The sequence below is a fragment of the Brevibacterium sanguinis genome (assembly GCF_039528855.1).
Classification (GTDB): Bacteria; Actinomycetota; Actinomycetes; order Actinomycetales; family Brevibacteriaceae; genus Brevibacterium; species Brevibacterium sanguinis.
The window spans coordinates 133307-149588 of record NZ_BAAAMB010000003.1 but is presented as its reverse complement, the minus strand read 5'-3'; the positions used below and the strand labels follow the sequence as shown (position 1 = coordinate 149588).

The 16282-nt window shown below is 69.4% G+C and carries 13 protein-coding genes; 4 read left to right on the top strand and 9 right to left on the bottom strand.

Features of this window, described 5'->3' with window-relative positions; all coding sequences use genetic code 11:
- Positions 1-5: 5 nt before the first annotated feature.
- Positions 6-1925 carry a Stk1 family PASTA domain-containing Ser/Thr kinase gene (gene pknB, locus ABD154_RS03190; protein WP_344249998.1) on the top strand — a complete coding sequence of 640 codons (1920 nt, stop codon included), beginning with the start codon at positions 6-8 and terminating at the stop codon, positions 1923-1925.
- Between the two features lie 57 nt (positions 1926-1982).
- On the opposite strand, the gene ABD154_RS03185 is transcribed toward pknB, so the two are convergent.
- From ABD154_RS03185 to ABD154_RS03170, 4 genes are all read right to left on the bottom strand, one after another.
- On the bottom strand, positions 1983-2495 hold the full coding sequence (locus tag ABD154_RS03185; protein ID WP_344249996.1) for a GyrI-like domain-containing protein: 513 nt from the start codon (positions 2493-2495) through the stop codon (positions 1983-1985).
- Positions 2496-2559: 64 nt separating this feature from the next.
- Positions 2560-3210: an anthranilate synthase component II gene (locus tag ABD154_RS03180; protein WP_344249994.1), complete on the bottom strand. Its 651-nt coding sequence runs from the start codon at positions 3208-3210 to the stop codon at positions 2560-2562.
- Positions 3207-3377, bottom strand: a complete 171-nt coding sequence (locus tag ABD154_RS03175) for a hypothetical protein (protein ID WP_198500121.1) — start codon at positions 3375-3377, stop codon at positions 3207-3209. The genes ABD154_RS03180 and ABD154_RS03175 overlap by 4 nt, the downstream gene beginning before the upstream one ends.
- Before the next feature lies 1 nt (position 3378).
- A complete protein-coding gene (locus ABD154_RS03170) occupies positions 3379-4755 on the bottom strand; it encodes a class E sortase (protein WP_344249992.1) in 1377 nt (458 codons plus the stop codon).
- Positions 4756-5052: 297 nt separating this feature from the next.
- Between ABD154_RS03170 and ABD154_RS03165 the strand changes: the two genes are divergently transcribed.
- Positions 5053-5820 carry a cell division protein CrgA gene (locus tag ABD154_RS03165; protein WP_344249990.1) on the top strand — a complete coding sequence of 256 codons (768 nt, stop codon included), beginning with the start codon at positions 5053-5055 and terminating at the stop codon, positions 5818-5820.
- Between the two features lie 193 nt (positions 5821-6013).
- Here the strand turns inward: ABD154_RS03165 and ABD154_RS03160 are convergent, their stop codons facing one another.
- Positions 6014-6715, bottom strand: a complete 702-nt coding sequence (locus tag ABD154_RS03160) for a rhomboid family intramembrane serine protease (RefSeq protein WP_344249988.1) — start codon at positions 6713-6715, stop codon at positions 6014-6016.
- 35 nt (positions 6716-6750) lie between these two features.
- Positions 6751-7293, bottom strand: coding sequence for a peptidylprolyl isomerase (locus tag ABD154_RS03155; RefSeq protein ID WP_269780030.1), 543 nt, complete (start codon positions 7291-7293; stop codon positions 6751-6753).
- A 176-nt stretch (positions 7294-7469) separates the two neighbouring features.
- Between ABD154_RS03155 and ABD154_RS03150 the strand changes: the two genes are divergently transcribed.
- Complete coding sequence (locus tag ABD154_RS03150; RefSeq protein WP_232623786.1) at positions 7470-8189, top strand: hypothetical protein; 720 nt, start codon at positions 7470-7472, stop codon at positions 8187-8189.
- Positions 8190-8267: 78 nt separating this feature from the next.
- On the opposite strand, the gene ABD154_RS03145 is transcribed toward ABD154_RS03150, so the two are convergent.
- The 3 genes from ABD154_RS03145 to argS all read right to left on the bottom strand — a co-directional run bounded on the left by ABD154_RS03145 (position 8268) and on the right by argS (position 12861).
- A complete protein-coding gene (locus tag ABD154_RS03145) occupies positions 8268-9692 on the bottom strand; it encodes an FAD-binding oxidoreductase (RefSeq protein WP_344249985.1) in 1425 nt (474 codons plus the stop codon).
- 140 nt (positions 9693-9832) lie between these two features.
- Entirely contained in the window at positions 9833-11095 is a 1263-nt protein-coding gene (locus ABD154_RS03140; protein ID WP_376870110.1) for an MFS transporter, read from the bottom strand.
- Positions 11096-11124: 29 nt separating this feature from the next.
- Entirely contained in the window at positions 11125-12861 is a 1737-nt protein-coding gene (gene argS / locus ABD154_RS03135) for an arginine--tRNA ligase (protein WP_344249981.1), read from the bottom strand.
- A 78-nt stretch (positions 12862-12939) separates the two neighbouring features.
- Here argS and ABD154_RS03130 point away from each other — a divergent pair, with 78 nt between their 5' ends.
- Entirely contained in the window at positions 12940-16248 is a 3309-nt protein-coding gene (locus tag ABD154_RS03130; protein WP_344249979.1) for a S41 family peptidase, read from the top strand.
- Positions 16249-16282 lie beyond the last annotated feature (34 nt).

Here is a 16282-nt window from a genome sequence, read left to right as displayed (position 1 = left end):
AGTACATGACTGAGCCCAAGGTGCTGTCGGAGAGGTACGAAGTCCGTGCCCTCCTCGGCCGTGGGGGCATGGCAGAGGTGCACGAGGGCGTCGACACCCGTCTGGGTCGACGCATCGCGATCAAGCTTCTGCGGTCCGATCTTGCGCGCGACCCCTCCTTCCACACGCGACTCAAGCGCGAAGCGCAGTCCGCTGCCGGTCTCAACCATCCCGGCATCGTCGCCGTCTACGACTCGGGTGAGGAGGAGTTCGTCGAATCCGGCGGCTCGAGCGTCTCCGTGCCCTTCATCGTCATGGAGTACGTCGAGGGTCAGACCCTGCGCGAGGTCCTCAACGAACACGGCACGCTCACCGTCGATGAGGCGCTCAACGTCATCGCCGGGGTCCTCGCCCCGCTCGAGTACTCCCACCGCAACGGCATCGTCCACCGCGACATCAAGCCGGCGAACGTCATGCTCACCCCCGAGGGCGACATCAAGGTGATGGACTTCGGCATCGCCCGGGCGCTCAAGGACAACAGCGGCCTGACCCAGACGCAGTCGGTCGTCGGCACCGCCCAGTACCTCTCCCCCGAGCAGGCGCGCGGCGAGGTCGTCGACGCACGGTCCGACCTCTACTCGACCGCGTGCCTCCTCTACGAACTGCTCGCCGGTCGGCCCCCGTTCGTCGGCGACTCCCAGCTCGCCGTGGCGTATCAGCATGTCGGTGAGACGCCGCAGCCGCCGAGCTTCTACAACCCCGATGTGCCCCCGGAGGTCGATCGACTCGTCCTCCACGCCCTGAAGAAGGATCGCGACGAGCGCTACCAGGACGCCTACACGTTCCGGGAGGACGTCCTCGCCGCGCGCGACGGTCGACCGCTGAGCATCGACGGCGACCTCGATCGCACGCAGGCGTTCGCGGCGGCCGGCGGGGCCGGGATGATGGGTCCGCCGCCTGCGACGCAGGCGTACCCGCTCGACGCCGAGGCGGCTCCCGAGACCGGTCCGGTCTCCCAGATCATGACCCGGCAGGAGCAGCAGCCGGTGAAGAAGCGCTCGCGGGCGTGGATCTGGATCGGCAGCATCTTCGTCCTCCTCGCCCTCGCGGCCGTCGCCTTGTGGGTGTACGAGATCAACAAGCCCGAACCGATCGTCCAGGTCCAGGTCGCCGACGTCGCGGGCATGGATGCCGATGCCGCCGAGGCGCAGCTGCGCAATCAGGGATTCGACGTCACGACGGAGGAGACGTACAACGCCGACGTCGATGAGGGCAGTGCGATCTCGACGGATCCGGCCGCCGGCCAGAGCATCCCGGAGAACAGCACCGTCAAACTCGTCGTCTCCTTAGGCCCCGAGAACGTCACCGTCCCCGAGGTCGCGGGCAAGACCGAGGAGGAGGCGCGCCAGATCCTCAACGACGCGAAACTCCAGGCGGGCACCCACATCTCCCAGAACTCACCGGATGTGAAGAAGGGCGTCGTCATCGAGACGAAGCCCGGTGAGGGCGAGAAGGTCGATGTCGACTCGAACGTCGATCTCGTCGTGTCCTCGGGACTCGTCAAGGTCCCCGACGTCCTCGGGCAGACGCAGGAGGACGCCTGCAGCACCCTCTCCGGCGACGACTACAAGCTCCAGTGCAAGGTCGAAGAGGTCGAGACCGCCGACCAGGAGGAGGGCACGGTCTTCGAGCAGTCGACCCCGGGCGGCACCGATGTCGCGCAGGGTTCGGAGATCACCATCCGCGTGGCCAAGAAGCCGCCGGAGCCGTCCCCGACGATCCCGTCGATCCCCGGCGGCATCCCGACCGCACCGTCGCCGACCGACAGCCCCGATGGCAACGGCGGGGACAACGGCAACGGCGGAGGCACGTCGAACGACGGTGCGGTCGGCGGCGGCAGCTCGTGGTTCGACGACTGGGCCGACGCCCGAGGCAACGGCGACTGAGTTCTCAGCGCAGAGGGGCTCTCAGCCGAGCGTGACGGCTCAGCCGCAGGCGAGCCCTCAGCCGAGCGTGACGAAGAGATCCGTGCGCAGGTCCGCCGGATCCATGTCCGGGCTCGGCTCGGTGACGTAGACCTCGAAGAACGGCATGTCCGGGTGATGGCCGGCGGCGACGAGACCCTGCATGTGCGCATTCCACGCTTCGGCGAGACCGTCGAATCCGCCGAGGTGGGAGATCGCTCCGACCGATCCTCCGGGCAGTTCGGCGGGGATCGCGGTGAGGTCGTCACCGAGGTCGAGCGCCTGACTCAGGACCCCGGCCACCGGGATGCCCACCTGGATGTCGACGGTGTCCGTGGGCGGGCGCGTGTAGAGGGAGAACGCCGGTCCCGCGGGCTCGACCCCCGCCTCGGCGAGCGCGGGGAAGAGCCGGGAGTACACGGAGTCGAAGAGGGTCGGCAGCTCGCTCATCGGATGGTTCTGGGCCTCGACGACGACCGTGGGCACGGGCTGGGCCTCGAAGACGGTGAGTTCGCGATACGGCTCGGTCGGGAAGTAACTCGGCTCTTCCATGGGATGTCCTCTCACTGGATCGACTGAGTCGATCCTAAGCGCTGAAGTCCGGGAGGCGGAAGTGTCAGGGAGCGGAGATCGCCGAGGCGAGCGGCGACATCGCCGCGGCCCGTGCGGCCGCGCCGGACAGTCCGCAGACCTCGAGCCAGTTGCCGAGCATGAGGTAGCCCGATTCCGTGAGGACGGACTCCGGGTGGAACTGGACGCCGTAGAGGGGTGCGCTGCGGTGCTCGATGGCCATGACGACACCATCAGGAGTGCGCGCGGTGACGGCGAAGGTCTCGAGGTCGATCGTCTCGTCGACGATCGCGAGCGAGTGGTACCGGGTCACCGTCAGCGGCGAGGGGCAGCCGGCGAAGATGCCCGCCCCGTCGTGGGTGATGACCGAGGTCTTGCCGTGCATGAGGACCGGCGAATGCGTCACCGTCGCCCCGAAGACCTCTCCGAGGGCCTGGTGCCCCAGGCACACCCCGAACAGCGGGCGGCCCGCCTCGGCGGCCCAGCGGATGAGGTCGGGGCACACCCCGGACTCCGCGGGCACACCCGGTCCCGGGGAGAGCAGGATGCCGTCGTATCCGTCCGCCAGCTCCACGGCCGCCTCGGCGGACAAGTCGTCATTGCGGATGACGTCGGCCGTCGCACCGAGCTCACGGACATACGCGACGAGGGTGTAGACGAAGCTGTCGTAGTTGTCGACGACGAGGATGCGGGTCACTGCCCGCCCTCGTCGGTGACGGTCGCGTTGTTGAACGGCATGTAGGGGGCGACGGCGGGGAAGACGTACTGCATGAGCAGGTAGACGACGGCCGCGATGAGGATGAGGGCGAAGACGAGCTTGACGAACCACGGCCCGGGCAGAATCCGCCAGATCAGTCCGTACATGTCACGCTCCTCCGCTCTTGCTGACTTTGTCGTACGCCTTCGAGTCCTTGATCGCGTCCGGTGGGCCCTCGCCGGCCGGGCGCCATTCGGTGAGCTCGGCGTAGGCGATGTAGCGCTCGCGTGCGGAGAACATCGGGTTGCACGCGGTCAGGGTGAGGATCCGGTCCTTGCCCTTGTAATCGGGCTGGTCGGGCACCGGGGCGAGCACCTCGACGGCATCGGGGAGGATGATGTCGAAGTTGCGGAACGTGTACGTGTAGAACCCGTCCTTCGTCTGCACGACGATCTCGTCGCCGGGCTGGAGCTTCGCGATCTGGTTGAACGGCTTGCCGTAGGTGACGCGGTGGCCGGCGACGGAGAAGTTGCCGACCTCGCCGGGCATCGCTGAGTTCGGGTAGCGGCCGACGCCCATGCGGTTGAGCACGGGTTCGAGGTCGACGCCCTCGGCGAGCGTGCGGTAGTAGTCGTCGCCGAAGCGCGGGATGTAGAAGATGCCGAACGCGGTGTTCTTCTCGACGGGGTCGGCCACGACGGGTTCGTCCGGGTCATCGGGCAGCTGATTGGGATCCTGGTTCGCCCAGTCCTTCGTCAGCTGGTCGGCGAGCACCTCGTTGTCGCGGTTGGCCTCGAGATCCGTCCACCACAGCTGCCAGACGACGAAGAGGATGAGGACGAGCCCTGCGGTGATGCAGAGTTCGCCGAAGGTGCGGATCGTCCCGCGGATCGGGCCGATCGGCTGGCGCTGGACCGGCTGCTTCTTCCGTCGGCCCCCGCCCGAGCTGCCGTCGCCGGGACCACCCGGGCCGGTGGGGCCGCCGGGTCCTCCCGGGCCGCCAGGGCCTGCTGCTGCGGGGACGGCAGCTGCCGCGTAGCCCGCGGCTCCGTAACCCGCTCCGGGGGAGGCGGGATTGCCGGTGGTGTCGGTGTAGGCGGACTGGACCATCGTCGGCTGCGCACCCGTGGGCGGGTACGGCTGGGGCTGCTGCTGCGCGTGCTGCTGGGACCAGGCGGGCATCGCCTGCGTCGGCATCGCCTCGGTGGCCTCGGAGCGCAGCGGCGGGGCCTCGGCGCTTCCCGCACCGGCAGCAGTGCCGGCGGCGGTCCCGGCACCGGCTCCACCGGCGGCGGCAGCGGCTTCACGGCGGCGCAGTTCGCGGCGGCTCGGCAGGGGCGCGTCGTAGTTCGTGCCGGCGGTGGAATCGGCAGCGGAGTCGGCGTCGCCGGTGTTCGCCGAGGCGGCGTCGATCCGGAAGGGCTCGGTCGCCGGACCCGCATCGCCCTGGCTGTAGGGGCCCTGGCCGTAGTCCCCCTGATTGTGGGAGCCCTGGCCCGTGACCGGCTCTGTGGGGTGGGTCGGCGGTGTCTGGGGAGTGGGCATCCGCCGCTGTGCGGATCGAATGGTGGGTCGCGAAGACGCTTCGTTACCCGAGGAGGAGCTATTCACCACTTCTGCACCGTGCCTATGACCTTGAATCCGGGGCTCGCCCTGTGGACAAGCGGGGACACCCTAATGCACTTTATCGCATGAACACGGTGCTGTGGCGGGTTCACAGCTCACTCGAAGTCTGGGGTCAGGTTTTTCATTCAGCCCCGCCTCCCGAGTAGACTGAGGGGCGATTGTCCCCGACCAGTGAATCGGTGGCCCGCCCCTGGGGTCGCTGTCGAAGGAGTACTCGTGGCCAAGTCCAATGGACGGACCTCGCGCCCTCAGCGCACCACGCGCAATGCGGCGAAAGCCAAGAAGACGGCTGATGACGCCACCGTGGTCGACGAGACCGACATCGAAGTCACCGAGGTGGTCGATGCCGACGGCACCGAGACCGACGTCGTCATCGTCGACGAGGTCGAGGTCGTCGAGGACACTGCCGACAAGGACACTGCCGGCGACGAGGACCATTCCGACGAGGAGCCGACGGCAGCCGCGAAGTCGGGGACCACCTCGGCGAAGGCGGACGCAAAGGAAGACGCCGAGGCGGACTCCGACGAGGACACGGCCGAGGACGACGACTCCGCGACCAAGGGCACGGCGACGAAGGACTCAGCGGCCAAGGGCGCAGCGAAGTCCGGTACCGCGAAGTCCTCAGCCTCCAAGGAGAAGGCCGCGGCCTCCAAGGACAAGTCGTCCGCCACGGACAAGTCAGCGAAGAAGGATCCGAAGAAGGCGGGCGCGAAGCGCACGACGCGTTCGGGCAATCCGGCCAAGCGCTCGCAGGGCCGCAAGACCGCGAGCTACACCTCCGAGGCCGGCCAGCAGACGATCAAGCCGAACCCGCGCTGGTTCCTTCCGGTGCTCATCGGCCTCCTGCTCATCGGCCTCATCTGGCTCGTCACGTTCTACATCACGCAGGGTGCGTTCCCCGTCGAGGCATGGGGCAACTGGAACATCCTCATCGGCTTCGCGTTCTTCGTCGCGGGCCTCATCATGTCGACGCGCTGGCGCTAGATCAGTCCCCCCTTCCGTGCCTATCACCGCCCCTTCCTGGGCCCATCACACGGGCCGAGGGAGGGGCTGAGTTATACCCAAGCGCGCACGCTGTCCTGTGCATAACTTTTTCCACGCCTGTGACCTGCAGAAATACATCGATGTGAGTTATCCACCGTGTGGATAACCACTGTGGACAAATGACGAATGCAGTTCAGGGCGCAGCGCCTGCGGTGGCTGTCTTCGCGATGACCACGACCGTCATGACGAGGACGAGGGCTGCCGCGACGAGCCAGAACACGAGTCCCGAGCGCTTCCGCCCCACGAGCAGGGCACCGGCGCCGAGGACGAATCCGGTGACGAGACCGCCGAAGTGCGCCTGCCACGAGACTCCCGGCACGAGGAATCCGTAGCCGAAGTTGAGGACGACGAAGAGCACGACGCCGGTGATGTTGCGGTCGAGTCGCTTCGTCGGCACGAGGAGGACGCCGATGATCGCGAACACCGCGCCGGACGCGCCGATGTTGTTCGTCACCCAGTCCCGACTCCACGGTTCGGCGAGGAGGAGGACCATGACGGAGCCGCCGATCGCGCCGAGGACGTAGACGGCGAGGAACCTCCAGTGCCCGAGGGCGCGCTCGACGAACGAGCCGAAGAAGAAGAGGCCGAGCATGTTGGCGAGCAGATGGACCGGCGAGGGCTGTTCGTGGACGAGGGCCACGGTGAACAGACGCCAAGGCTGCTCGACGGTGAGCGCCGGCACGTAGCTCAACCGGTGGAGGAGATCGAGTCCGGGCAGCAGCTGGAGGAGGAACGAGAGGCCGGTGACGATCATGATCCCGGCCGTCACCGGGGGAAAGTGCACAGAGAGGGCCCGGCCGGTTTCCCGGGCCGGGCCCTGCTCTGGTGTGCTCATGCACCCATCGTAGGTCAGATCGTGTGAGGCGGTGCTCAGGCGTCCTTGATCTCGACGGATTCGATGACGACCGGCTCGACCGGCTTGTCCATCGCCCCGGTGCGCACGCCCTCGATCTCGTCGACGACCTTCTGGGAGGCATCGTCGGCGACCTCGCCGAAGATCGTGTGCTTGCCGTTGAGCCACGGGGTCTCAGCGGTCGTGATGAAGAACTGCGAGCCGTTGGTGCCGCGGCCCATCTGCTTGCCGGCGTTGGCCATCGCGAGCAGGTACTTGCGGTCGAACTGAAGCTCCGGGTGGATCTCGTCGTCGAAGACGTAGCCGGGACCGCCGGTGCCGGTGCCGAGCGGGTCGCCGCCCTGGATCATGAAGTCCGAGATGATCCGGTGGAAGCCGGTGCCGTCGTAGAAGGGGCCCTTCGTGGGCTGGCCGGTCTGGGGGTCGGTGTATTCGCGCTCACCGGTGGCGAGTTCGACGAAGTTCGCGACCGTCTTCGGGGCGTGGTTGCCGAAGAGGTTGATGGTGATGTCGCCGTGGTTGGTGTGCAGGACCGCTGTGTTCGTTGCAGATGTGGACATGCCCCTCATTCTTCCACGCCGGCCGCGAATCTGCTGATCCGTCAAGGAGGGTTTGCACAAACCTCCAGCAGATCCGCAGGCAAATTCCTCCCCCTCCGGTGGCCCCTCCCCCCGGGCCAGGCCGTAGACTGGGGAGTGATCAGTTGCCCCCGGACTTAAGAGGATTGGGAATGTTCATGTCGAAGAAGCCAGCTCGGGAACCGCTCGCGTCGAAGCTCGATTCCGCGAAGAAGACGTCGCTCCGCTTCCTGGCCGACGCCTCGGATGCCGCCGCTCCCAAACTGCGTGAGGCAGCCGACAAGGCCAACGGTCGCGTCGAGGCATTCACCGAGAAGGCCCGCCCCCAGGTCGAGGCGCTCGCCGAGAAGGCGAACCAGCAGGTCCACGACTGGGCAGACCGGATCGAGGCCTACCGGCCCGAGGCCACCGAGCGCGCCGGCAAGTTCGCCGGGACCGCCGCGACGTCGCTCGCGGCGATGGAGACCCCGCAGCTCATCGACAACCTCGCCGTGCGCCTCACCGGTGACAAGAAGGCGATGAAGAAGGCCCGCAAGGCCCTCGCCCAGGCCGGCAAGCGGATCCAGAAGGAGACCGCGCAGAAGTCCGGCGGCGGCAAGAAGGCCCTCGTGTGGACGCTCGTCATCGGCTCCGCCGCCGGCATCGGCTACTACGTGTGGAAGAAGGCCCAGCCGGTCGAGGACCCCTGGTCGACGCCGCTGCCGAACAACCGCCCGGCCGATGCCCGCCCCGTCGGATCGACCCCGGCCTCGCGCCAGGGCACGACCCCGAACGTCTCGCAGGCTCCGGTGCCCGACTCGAAGGCTCCCGCCACCCCGGCGACCCCGACCCCGAAGCCGGCCGTCGACCCGACCACGGACTCCAACGCGAAGCACTGAGCTGCCTTGGCAGCCCTGAGCTGCTCAGCACTGAGGCGGATCACCTTTCCGGTGGTCCGCCTCAGTCGTCTCTGCAGCTCAGTCGTTGGGGGTCGTGACCCGCCGTTCGGCCGCTTCCGCCCGACTGAATCCGTCGGCGTAGATCGCCCCGGGGTTGAGGATGTTGTCGGGATCGAGCGCGCGCTTGATCGTGTGGTTGAGCTCCATGACGTCGGCACCGAGGTACTCCGGCAGCCACGGCTTCTTCAGCCGGCCCACACCGTGCTCGCCGGTGATCGTGCCGCCGAGCGACGTCGCGAGATCCATGACCTCGCCGTAGGCGATGTCCGCCCGCTCCCGCTGGGCGGCATCGTTCGGGTCGACGACGAGCAGCGGGTGCGTGTTCCCGTCACCGGCATGGGCGATGACGGAGATGAGGACGTCGCGCTCGGCCGCGATCCGCTCGATCCCGGTGACAAGGTCGCCGAGGCGGGGCAGCGGCACCCCGACATCCTCGAGCAGGAGGGTGCCCTTCTTCTCCACCGCGGGAATCGCCATCCGCCGCGCGGTGACGAAGACCTCCCCTTCCTCGGCGTCATCGGTGGCATAGCATTCGGTCGCCCCGTTCTTCTCGCACAGCTCCTCGACGATGGCGATCTGACCGGCGGCGTACTCGCCGGGCTCGTCGGACTGGATGACGAGCATGCCTTCGGCCTCCCGGTCGAGACCCATCTTCAGCTCGTCCTCGACGGCGTTGATCGATGCGCGGTCCATGAACTCGAGCATCGACAGGCGCATCTGCGCGCAGATGTCGAGGACGGTCTGGGTCGCACCCTCGAGCGTCGGGAAGGTCGCCACCAGCGTCGTCGGGGGCAGCTGGGCGGGCACGAGCCGCAGGGTCACCTCGGTGATGATGCCGAGCGTTCCCTCGCTGCCGACGAAGAGCTTGAGCAGGGAGAGCCCCGCGACGTCCTTGATCCGCGGACCGCCGAGTTCGATCGCCCGGCCGTCGGCGAGGACGACGGTCATGCCGAGGACGTAGTCCGTCGTCACTCCGTACTTCACGCAGCATAGGCCGCCGGCGTTCGTCGCGACATTGCCGCCGATCGAGCAGAACTCGTACGACGAGGGATCCGGCGGGTACCACAGGCCGTGTTCGGCCGCGGCGGCCTTGACCTCGGCGTTGAAGGCCCCGGGCTGGACGACGGCCATGCGGGTCGCGGGGTCGACCGCGATGTCGCGCATCCGGTCGAGGCAGACGATGAGCCCGCCCTCGACGGCGGAGCTGCCGCCCGAGAGCCCCGAACCGGCGCCGCGGGGCACGACGGGGATCCGCGCGGCGGCCGCGACGCGCACCGCCGCCTGGACGTCGGCGGTCGAGGACGCGCGGACGATCGCCAGCGGCATCCCGGCACCGGGGTCGTTCGCCCGATCCCAGCGATAGGCGTCCATCGAGTCCGGATCGGTGATGAGGGCGTCGGCGGGCAGCGCGTCCCGCAGGGCAGTGAGGACTTCGGCCGTCATGGTTCTCCTCGGGTCCAAGCGATGCGGCGCCGCGATGCGCCGCTCGGATGTGTCGTGGGTCTCACTCTACTTGGTCGGCAAGCCGTCCTGTGCACCGGGTGGGCAGACCGCCGTGGGCAGACCCCCGTGAACGATGCTCCTCAGAGCACTTCGCGCCGGCCCGCGGGTCCCCCGGGTGTGAAGCGTCCGGCGAGGCGGGCGGCGAGGAGGCCAGCGACCGTGAACGCGAGCGTCGCGGCGAGCACGAGCAGCTGGGGTCCGACCCATCCGCCGGTCGTCGTCGCCAGCCAGCCGGCGAACGGCGGGGCGAGCGTCGCCGCGAGATAGCCCCCGCCCTGCACGCGCGCCGAGGCGGACGCGGTCTGGGCGTCGCTGCCCGCGGTGCGCGCGATGATCGAGAAGATCGCGGTGAATCCGCCGCCCTGCGCGATGCCGCCGGTGATCGCCCAGAGCACGTACTGATCCGGGGCGAGGAGGAGGCCGACGGGCAGGGACAGCCAGAGGACGGCGACGATCGCCACGGGCACCCACGGCCGGGCCCGCCCGGCGAGCAGCGGCACGCCGAAGGCGCCGAGGATCGCGGCGACCTGGAAGAGCGATGCCGTGCTGCCGGCCGCACCGGCGGCAAGTCCCTCGGTGTCGGCGAGCATCGACGGCAGCCACGTCGTCGTCGTGTAGTAGGAGATCGACTGGCCGCTGAAGGTGATGACGAGGAGGGCGACGATCGCCCGGAACTGCGGCGGCGCCTCCCGCCACGGACGCTTTCCCGGCTCGGGCGGGCGCTTGTCGGGCTCGGACGCAGCCGCGGTCGTATCGACCTCCGCGTCGAACTCAGCGTCGACCTCGGCCTCGGCACGTCTGCGCCGGCGGAGGACGAGCAGCCAGAACCCGAGGCCCGCGAGGGCGAGAATCCCCCACAGCCCGATCGCCCAGCGCCACCCGACGAGGGCGGCCAGCGGTCCGGTGCCGATGAGGGTGACCATCGAGCCGATGTTCATCGTCGCCGAATAGAGGCCGGTGACCATGGAGACCTGGTTCCACGGGACCTCGCGGCGGATGATGACGGGCACGACGATGTTGCCGAGGGTGATCGCGAGCCCGATGATCGCCGTGCCCGTGAGCACGAGCCACGTCGGCCCGACCGAGCGCAGCACGGTGCCGACGAGCACCCCGGTGAGACACGCGAGCACGGTGGCTTCGGCGCCGAGGCGGCGGATCGTCTTCGTCGCGAGCGGCGTGGCGAGGGCGAAGAGGAGGACGGGCAGACCCGTGAGGAGGCCGGCACCGGCCGCGCTCAGACCGGTGTCGGCGCGGATGTCGCCGAGCACCGCGGTCGGCGCGATGATCGGGGTGCGCAGGTTGAGGGCGAGGAGGACGATGCCCGCGACGATCCACGGCACCATCCCCGACACCGCAAGCCGGCCCGGCGTGTTCACATCCTCTCGGGCACGCGGATGCCGAGCACGCCGAGCCCGGCCTCGAGGACCTCGAGCACCGTCGCGCTCAGGCGCAGACGCGAGTTCCGCAGCTCAGGCGTGTCGGCGACGAGGACGGGGCACTGCTCGTAGAACGCGGTGAACGACTGGGCGAGGTCGAAGAGGTACGCGGCCATCCGGTGGGGCACGGACCCGGCGGCCACCTCGGCGACGACATCGGGGAACCCGAGGATCGCGAGCGCGAGATCGCGTTCGGCCGGCTCACCGAGGACGATCGGCGCGGTCGCGAACGCGCGGGTCCCGTCCTCGGCGTCAGCCCTGCGGAGGATCGAGCGGATCCGCGCCCCGGCGTACTGGAGGTAGGGGGCGGTGTTGCCGATCGGGGCGAGCATGCGGTCGAGGTCGAAGGTGTACGAGGTGTCGTGGGCGACGGAGAGGTCGGCGTACTTGACCGCGCCGATGCCGACGATGGCGGCGACCTCGTCCTCCTCACCGGGAGCGAAGTCGGCACTCGAGTCCTCGAGCGTGACCTTGGCTCGGGCCACGGCCTCCTCGAGGAGGGCGGCCAGGCGCAGCGGGGCGCCGGAGCGGGTGCGCAGGATCTTCCCGTCGGACCCGAGGACGTTGCCGATCTTCACGTGGTCCAGGGATGTGCCCTCGGGAATCCAGCCGGCGGCGCGGGCGGTCGCGAAGACCATCTCGAAGTGGAGGGCCTGCGGGGCGCCGACGACGTAGAGGACCCGGTCGGCGTGGAGGTCACGGGCGCGGCGGCGGACCGCGGCGAGGTCGGTCGTGGCATAGCCGTAGCCGCCGTCGGACTTGCGGATGATGAGCGGCAGGGGTTCGCCGTCGCGGCCCTTGTAGCCGTCCGGGAAGACGCAGAGGGCACCGTCGCTGATCCACGCGAGCCCCTTCGCCTCGAGTTCGTCGCAGACATCGGCGAGGTCGTCGTTGTACGTGCTCTCCCCCGCGAGGTCAGCATCGCGCAGCGTGACGTCGAGGAGGGAGTAGATGCTGTTGAAGTAGGTCTTCGAGTACCCGACGAGGGTGTCCCACAAGGCCAGCGTGTCGGCGTCCCCGCCCTGGAGGGCGACGACGCGGGCCCGAGCGCGGGTCGCAAAGTCCTCGTCGCCGTCGAACTTCACCCGCGCGGCCTGGTAGAAGGAGTTCGGGTCGGAGGCGATCTCGGCTTCCGTCGTCTCGCCGATGCCGACGTCGAGGAGGTGCTCGATGAGCATGCCGAACGGGGTGCCCCAGTCGCCGATGTGGTTCTGGCGGATGACGGTGTCCCCGAGGTATTCGTGCGTGCGGGCGAGCGCATCGCCGACGACGGTCGTGCGCAGGTGGCCGACGTGCATCTCCTTCGCGACGTTCGGCGCCGAGTAGTCGATGACGACCGTCTGCGGTGTCGTCGGGGCGTCGACGGCGGTGGCGTCCCCGGTCTCGAGCGCGGTGGCGAGGAACTCGGGCAGGAACGTGAGGTTGATGAATCCGGGCCCGGAGATCTCCGGGGGTGCGCAGACGCCGTCGAGGTCGAGGTTCTCGACGATCGCCTCGGCGATGTCGCGGGGCTTCGACGTCAGCTCCTTCGCCAGCGGCAGCGCGACGTTGGCCTGGAAGTCGGCGAACTGCGAGCTCCTGATGACGGGGTCGCGATCGGAGAAGTCCTCCCCGAAGGCGGCGGTGAGGGCCGCGGCGAACCGGTCGTTGAGAAGTGAAGTGAGCGTCGGCATGCCCCCCATTCTATTCGCGCCATGCCGATGCGGTTTCCTCAGGTCAGGGACTGGATTCACGGCTGTAATGTGGATCACGTGACTTATCTTCGCTACCCCCATGTCAGCGGCGATCTCATCGCCTTCACCGCCGACGACGACGTCTGGCTCGTCCCCGTCGAGGGAGGCCGCGCATGGCGCCTGACCTCGGATCATGCTCCCGTGCGCAGTCCCCGGATCTCCCCGGACGGGACCCATGTCGCGTTCGTGTCGTTCCGCGACGGCCATCCTGAGCTCATGCTCGCCGAGGCGGCCACCGGTGCCCTGCGCCGGCTCACCTGGTTGGGCGGCTCGGTGACGACGATGCTCGGCTGGGCCGACGACGAGCACATCCTCATCGGGTCGAACGCCGGTGAGGCCGAGGTCCGCGATCACGTCATCAAGTCCGTCAGCCTGACCGGGGAGGTCGAGCGCCTGACGTGGGGCCGGGCCTCGGGCTTCGCCCGCCACCACACCGGGGTGAGCGCGCTGTCGACCCCGTTCAGCCGGCCCCCCGCGCATTGGAAGCGCTATCGCGGCGGCACCGCGCCGCGGCTGTGGCTCGATCGGACCGCCGACGACACGGGCGCCGGGGCGCAGTGGGAGCGGCTGCTCCGTGACGAGGAAGCCTCGCTCACCGATCCCCTGTGGATCGGCGATTCCCTCGTCGTCACCTCGGATCGGGCGGCGACGTTCCCCGACAACGCGGGCGAGCAGGCGAACCTGTGGATCTGGGACGGACTGGCGACGCGGACTCCCGGCAGCCTCGGCGAGCCGCGCCAGCTCACCCACCAGACCGAGGCCGAGGGCTACGTCCGGGACGCCACGAGCGACGGGACGCGGATCGTGTGGCACTCCCGCGGCGAGATCAAGGTCCTCGACAGCCTCGACTCGGACGTCCGCACCCTCGACGTCGTGCTGCCGGGAACGCAGGTGCAGCCGCTCACGCTTGATCCCAGCACCGGAATCGGCGCCATCGCCCCTGATCACGGGGGCAACGCCGCGGTGGTCGAATGGCGGGGCAAGGCCTTCCACCTCGCCCATCGCGAAGGTCCGGCGCGGGCGCTCGCGGCGGACTCCTCGGTGCGGGTGCGCCTGCCCGTCGTCCTCGGCACCACCGGGCAGGCCGCGTACGTCACCGACGCCGAGGGCGAGGACGCGATCGAGATCCGCGATCTCGCGGGCGAGAAGGAACCGCGGCGGATCGGTGCGGGAGCGCTCGGCCGGGTGCTGTCGCTGGCGGCCGATCCCGCGGGCAAGGTGCTCGCGACGATCTCCCACGACGGGACCGTGCGCCTCATCGAGGTCTCCGGGGGTCGGACGCACGTCGTCGGTCACTCCGGGTCCGGGGAGGCGACGTCCCCGCGCTTCTCCCCCGACGGGAAGTACCTCGTGTGGGCGCAGCCGACGCAGGGCGAGGAGCAGCTCAACCGCCTGATGATCGCCGAGGTGAAGGCCGGTCGGGAGGGCGCGCCCCTGACGACGGGGAAGTACAACGACCACTCCCCTGCGTTCACGCGGGACGGGAAGTACGTCGTCTTCCTCTCGGACCGGACCTTCGATCCCGCGTACAACCAGCATTCCTTCGATCTCTCCTTCAACGGGGTGACCCGGCCGTGGCTGCTCCCGCTGTCAGCGACCGATCCGGCGCCCTTCGGTCCGAGCACGAGCGGCTGGGCGATCAGCGAACTCACCGACGATGACCGGAAGGCGAAGACCGAGCGGGACCAGGCGGTGACGACCGTCGACGTCGACCTCGAGGGCGCCGAGGAGCGGATCGTGCCGTTCCCCGTCTCCTCGGGCGTCTTCCGCGACCTCGAAGCCGCCGACGGCGGCGTGCTGTGGATGCGCGTCGGCGATGCCGAGGACGGGGAGATCGGGGACAAGCACTCCGGGGACACCGGGGAGAAGGCCGCCGAGGTCATCCAGTACTTCGACTTCGCCAAGCGGAAGCTCACGACCGTCGTCGACAAGGCCGATGACTACAGCGTGTCCGGCAACGGCAAGCTCATCGTCGTCCGCTCCGGCGACGACGTCACGGTGCGCCCGGCGAACCGGAAGGTCGAGGCCGATGACGACGAGAACGTCGCCGTCGACCTCGGCCGGCTGCGCTTCGAACTCGACCGGCGGGCCGAATGGCTGCAGATGTTCGAGGAGAACGCCCGGATCATGCGCGACCACTACTGGCGCTCGGACATGAACGGCGTCGACTGGGAGGGCGTGACCCTGCGGTGGCGCGGGGTCGCGGCGAAGGCGCTCACACACGACGACCTCGTCGACATCCTCTGGGAGACCGTCGGGGAGCTCAACACGTCCCACGCCTACGTCACCCCGCCGGCGCCGCTCGGCGATGAGGCGAAGAGGCTCGGCTTCCTCGGCGCGGATCTCACGCGGACGGACAAGGGCTGGGAGATCGCACGCATCCTCCCCGGTGAGACGAGCGAACCGGCGGCGAGGTCGCCGCTGCGCCAGGCCGGGGTCGGGGCAGCACCCGGGGATGTCATCGTCGCGGTGGGCGGTCAGAGCGTCGACCCGGACCTCGGGCCCGCGCCGCTGCTCGTCGGGGCGGCGGACACGATCGTCGAGCTCACCCTGCGGCGCGGGCGCAAGGAGCGCACCGTCGCCGTCGTGCCGATCGGCAGCGAGGAGAAGCTGCGCTACCAGGACTGGGTGCGCTCACGGCGGGAGTACGTGGCGGAGAAGTCAGGGGGCCGCGTCGGCTACGTCCACATCCCCGACATGATGGCCGGCGGCTGGGCGCAGCTCCACCGCGACATCCGCCAGGCGATGGCCGCCGAGGGCGTCGTCGCCGATGTCCGGTTCAACCGGGGCGGGCACACGAGCGCGCTCGTCGCCGAGCGCTTCGCCGACCGCGTCATCGCGTGGGGTGCGGTGCGCAGCTACGACGAGATGACCCCGGATCCGGAGAACACCCGGCGCGGTCCCGTCGTCTTCCTCGCCAACGAGTTCTCCGGCTCCGACGGCGACATCATCAACGCCCGCGTCCAGGCCAAGGGCATCGGCCCGGTCATCGGCGTGCGCACGTGGGGCGGGGTCGTCGGCATCGACGGCCGCTACGACCTCGTCGACGGCACCGGGATCACGCAGCCGCGGTACGCGTTCTGGCTCGAGGGCAAGGGCTGGGACGTCGAGAACTACGGCGTCGACCCGGACATCGAGGTCGAGCACGATCCCGGGCAGCTGTTCGCCGCCGAGGATCCGCAGCTCGATCGGGGCATCGCCGAGGTGCTCGCCGCCCTCGACGAGACACCGGCCGTCACCGCCCCCGACCTCCCCGCTCCGCGCGTGCGCAGCCCCCGCACGCCCGGCGGGGCCGCACCCGGGAACGCGCCGGGCGGGGACGCGTAGGTCCCTCACCGACGTCCGGACGCTGAGTGTCGAT